Below are 4,227 nucleotides of genomic sequence, written 5' to 3' on the forward strand. Positions count from 1 at the left end.
CTTCTATCCCAAGATCAGGGCCGAGATGCGGTGGGAAGAGGAGCGCCTGATCTACACCGAAAGCGGAGAGCTCATCGATTCCAACGGCGAGGAGAATATGTTCGAGGCCTGGTCGTTCGACCTCGACAACCAGCTGGACGAGAAGTTCGAGGATGAGCAGTGAGGGATATTCAAATTTTTTGCGCTAGACGGCCAGGCGCTCCGTTGGGTCGAGCCCCATGGCCTTGCAGTAGACGTGGTTGATCGCCGCGAGCGTGCTGACGGCGGTCTCGGCGTTGATGAGATCTGAAGACGGCAACTCCGAAAGTTTCACGCCTTCCCGAAAATTCAGGCTGCAGCAGGTGATCGCGCCTTCGGAGGCGTGCGCGGTGGAGGAGGGGCGCAAGCCCCATTCCCCTTCGCGGCCCTTTGGTATCAGGAGCGCCGCGCCCCAGAGGCGGCATACTGCGGGCCTGGCCTGGTAGATCGAACACAATCCCTCGTCATTCAGGCGCGAGCATCGATCTCCGGAGGCCGATGCGGTTCGTTCGCCGAGCGGTCCCGCGCATTTCCGGATGTGATCCGCCTCGACCCGCCACACTGTGATCCCCGCCACGCAGCACCCTGAGCAGCCGGGCGCGCACTCGAAGGACTCGGGATGGCGCTTTCTCACGCCCTCTGTGAAGGAATCGATCTTGTCCAGCAGCTTTATGTAGTCTTTGAACACGGTATTCAGAATCCGGGCGTCCTGATGAATTTTCCGGCGTTGTCCACTATGAGTCCCGAGGCCTTGCCCGCCATCAGCTCCATGCCGTCCTTGGGGCCTGCGATGAAGACCGCCTTGGCCATCCCCTGAGCCTGGGCTGCGTTCTTCATCACGAGCGTCACGCCTTTGCACGGCGCGCCTATTCGCTCCTTGTTCTTCGGGTTTATCAGCTCCTGATACGCGAATTCGTTGGAGCTGACGGTCGCCACTGCGTTGTTGTTGACGGTGAGGTTGAGCGCATGGTGCGCATACGTGCCCTCGCTGTCCTGCACCTGTATCTTCCAGGGGCCGGCGAGGCCCGAGCCCATGCCGCGGAATACGTTGCCCACCTTCACCATCGCGTTCTGCATGCTGGCCGTGGCGATGAGCCTGACCATGTACTCGGCCAGAAAGCCGTCGATCATTCCGTCGAAGCGCACCTGCATCCCGGATTTCTTTAGCTGCGCCGTGCGCGCGCCCTTGTCGATGCTGATGTCCCTGTAGCTCCCCTGGCCTGCGGAGGTCACGTCGAACCAGCCCTTGGCCCAGTCCGAGATCGTCTTGGCCTCTTCGAGGGCCGCGATCGTGTCGTCGGATACGGCGACGGCGGTCCCACCTGCGGCCGCGTTGAGCCTGCTCACGTCGCTGTTCGGGTTCTGCCAGTCGAGCTGGGCGAAGACCTCGTTCGCGCGCTGCGCGACCACGTCGATGAGGCGCTCGACCGTGGATGCGTCCCTCGACCAGCCGACGATCAGGATGGCGGCCTGGGTCCTGCCGCCGAGCGTCGCCTGCCTGGAGAACAGCTTGATGTCTCCCTGCTGCGCATAAGACGAAAGCGGAGAGAGGATCGCTGCGGCCAGGATTGCGGCGAAGAAAAACCTACTCGCTCTTCTCTTCGAGCTCCCTCTGTTTCTGGTCATTTGGTCCCCCGTCGGAGGCGGTCTGCTCGTTCATTCTCTTCTCGTACGGCACGCCTTCTACGATCATGTTCTTGGAGGCCACGAGATTTCCCTGGCCGTCCACGATTATGCCCCTTATCGACGTGTGGCCCATCACGTACTTCATGGCGTATTCTGGGCCCACGGTGTAGGCGGCGAGCGCGAAGGCGGTCGCGTTCATGGCGTTGGATGCGATGACGGTCACGCTGCGCAGCCCGTCGGCGACCGCCACCTCTTTTTTGTTGAGCGGGTCTATGAGGCCGCGGCCTATGCCGTCAGGCGAGACTGTGGCTGTCGCCACGTTGGAGACGCCGTAGCGATACGCGCGATGCGCGCCTGTGCTCGTCGTCTCGCCGAAGCCGACCACGACGTCCCAGGGGGTGTATATGTCGCGGCCGATGTTGCGCGTGACCGGACCTGTGCTGACGCTTGCGTTTGCGAACCCGTCGGCTGAAATGGTCTCCATCATGAGGTCGCACGCGTAGCCGAGTGCTATCCTGCCCAGGTCGAGCTTCATGTCGTCGCTCTTGAACGAGATCGTGCGCTTTTCAGAGTTGAGCGAAATCCTGCGCGAGTCGCTCTTCATGAAGAGGTGCTTGGGCGAGGGGCCGGCGATGTCGAAAAACCCGTCGGTCTGCTTTCCCAGGGTGACGGCCCTGGAGATGAATTCGAAGCCTGTGGGCGACAGCTCCAGCTCTTTGCCCTTGCCCAGGCTGTCGAGCTGGTTGGCTACGCCGCCTGTGGAGAAGAATTCACCGAAGAACTGTTGAGCGCGCGATATGGCGTTCGAGAGCGCTGCCTTTGCGCGACCTTCATCCGATGGGGTGCCTACTATGGTCGCTGTGATCGGCTCGCCGGTCGGGAGCTGGGCCTCGGCCGAGAATTGCCTCGTGCCCGCTGACGGGACAGCGGGAATGACCGGAGCGATGACAGGAGCAGCGGTCGTGTCGGTGGCTGTAGGCGTGTCGGTGGCTGTAGCAGTGGCGGCAGCGGCTGTGGAGTCCTCTGTCATGGCCGTCGAGGCTATGGAGGGGAGGGCCACGATCGCGAGCAGTATGAGGATTGCGTGGATTCTGTTCTTCATTGTTGTCTCCTTATCGTTGATGTCACAGGACTTCCTTAAGGTATCTGCCGGTGTGGGACGCCTTGTTTTCAGCGATCTCCTCGGGCGTCCCTGCGGCGACGAGTTTGCCGCCATTCGCTCCGCCCTCGGGACCGAGATCGATACAATAATCGGCAAACTTGATGACGTCAAGGTTATGCTCGATCACGATCACGGTGTTCCCAGCCTTCACCAGCGCCTCGAGCACGCCCAGCAGCTTGTGCACGTCGTCGAAGTGCAGCCCGGTGGTCGGCTCGTCGAGTATGTAGAGCGTGCGGCCGAGCATGCCGTCATCGAGAAACCTGGGCCTGCGCGCGAGCTCCCTGGAGAGCTTTATCCTCTGCGCCTCGCCGCCAGAGAGCGTGGTCGCCGACTGGCCGAGTTCGATGTAGTCGAGGCCGACCTCGACGAGCGTCTCGAGCTTGTGCCTGAGGGCGGGGATGTTCTCGAAGAAGCGGTGTGCCTCGGCGACCGTCATCTTCAAGACCTCGGAGATGTTCTTCCCCTTGTAGGCCACCTCCAGCGTCTCGCGGTTGAAGCGCAGGCCCTGGCAGACCTCGCACTCCACGAAGACGTCGGGCAGAAAGTGCATCTCGATGCGTATTATGCCGTCCCCTTCGCAGGCCTCGCAGCGTCCCCCCTTGACGTTGAAGCTGAAGCGTCCGGGGCCGTAGCCGCGCGCGCGCGACTCGGGCAGCTCTGAGAACAGGTCGCGGATGTGCGTGAATATCCCTGTGTATGTGGCCGGGTTGGAGCGGGGGGTGCGGCCGATCGGGGTCTGGTCTATGTCGATCACCTTCGCGAAGCGCTCCCAGCCGCGTATCTCCCTCGCGTTGCCCGCGGCCTCCTTGGAGCGGTAGATCCGCTGTTTGAGGGAGGCCAGCAGCGTCTCGGTCACGAGCGTGGACTTGCCCGAGCCGGAGACGCCGGTGACCGCCGTCATGAGGCCGATCGGAAAGCGCACGTCGATGTTCTTGAGGTTGTGCTCGGAGGCGCCCATCACCTCCAGCCATCCGTCGCTCGGCGCTCGCCTCTTCGTGGGTTTTTCGATGCTTCGCCTTCCTGAGAGGAATGCGCCGGTGAGCGAATCCCGGTTTTCGATTATCTCGGTGGGCGATCCTGTCGCGACCACGTAGCCGCCTTTGACCCCGGCGCCGGGCCCGAGATCGATGATGTGGTCAGAGGCCAGCATCATGTCGCGGTCGTGCTCCACAACGAGCACCGTGTTCCGAAGATCGCGCAGGCGCTTCAGGGTGTTGATGAGCCGGTGGTTGTCTCGCTGGTGCAGGCCGATCGAGGGCTCGTCGAGAACGTACAGGACCCCTGTGAGCGCAGATCCGATCTGGGTGGCGAGCCTTATGCGCTGGTCTTCGCCCCCAGCGAGCGTGCCGCTGGCGCGGTCCAGGGTCAGATAGTCCAGCCCCACGTCGATGAGGAAGCCCAGCCTCTCGCTTATCTCCTTT

General features: G+C 62.5%; 4 protein-coding genes. All 4 read right to left on the reverse strand.

Going from position 1 to position 4,227, the window contains the following annotated elements; all coding sequences use genetic code 11:
* Nucleotides 1-184: 184 nt before the first annotated feature.
* Nucleotides 185-706: a YkgJ family cysteine cluster protein gene (locus WC683_19850; GenBank protein MFA4974862.1), complete on the reverse strand. Its 522-nt coding sequence runs from the start codon at nt 704-706 to the stop codon at nt 185-187.
* 5 nt (nt 707-711) lie between these two features.
* Nucleotides 712-1,644 carry an FAD:protein FMN transferase gene (locus WC683_19855; protein ID MFA4974863.1) on the reverse strand — a complete coding sequence of 311 codons (933 nt, stop codon included), beginning with the start codon at nt 1,642-1,644 and terminating at the stop codon, nt 712-714.
* Nucleotides 1,604-2,746 carry an FAD:protein FMN transferase gene (locus WC683_19860; protein MFA4974864.1) on the reverse strand — a complete coding sequence of 381 codons (1,143 nt, stop codon included), beginning with the start codon at nt 2,744-2,746 and terminating at the stop codon, nt 1,604-1,606. Before WC683_19860 ends, WC683_19855 begins: the two co-directional genes overlap by 41 nt.
* 22 nt (nt 2,747-2,768) lie before the next feature.
* Nucleotides 2,769-4,227, reverse strand: a 1,459-nt coding sequence (uvrA, locus tag WC683_19865) for an excinuclease ABC subunit UvrA (GenBank protein ID MFA4974865.1), incomplete at its 5' end; no start/stop codon positions are given.

It is taken from the genome of bacterium, assembly GCA_041648665.1.
Lineage (GTDB): Bacteria > UBA10199 > UBA10199 > 2-02-FULL-44-16 > JAAZCA01 > JAFGMW01.

What these genes read in the sequence shown, in the direction of transcription:
- WC683_19855 (MFA4974863.1), bottom strand. Translation starts at nt 1,644, where the DNA reads ATGACCAGAAACAGAGGGAGCTCGAAGAGAAGAGCGAGTAGGTTTTTC.
- WC683_19860 (MFA4974864.1), bottom strand. Translation starts at nt 2,746, where the DNA reads ATGAAGAACAGAATCCACGCAATCCTCATACTGCTCGCGATCGTGGCC.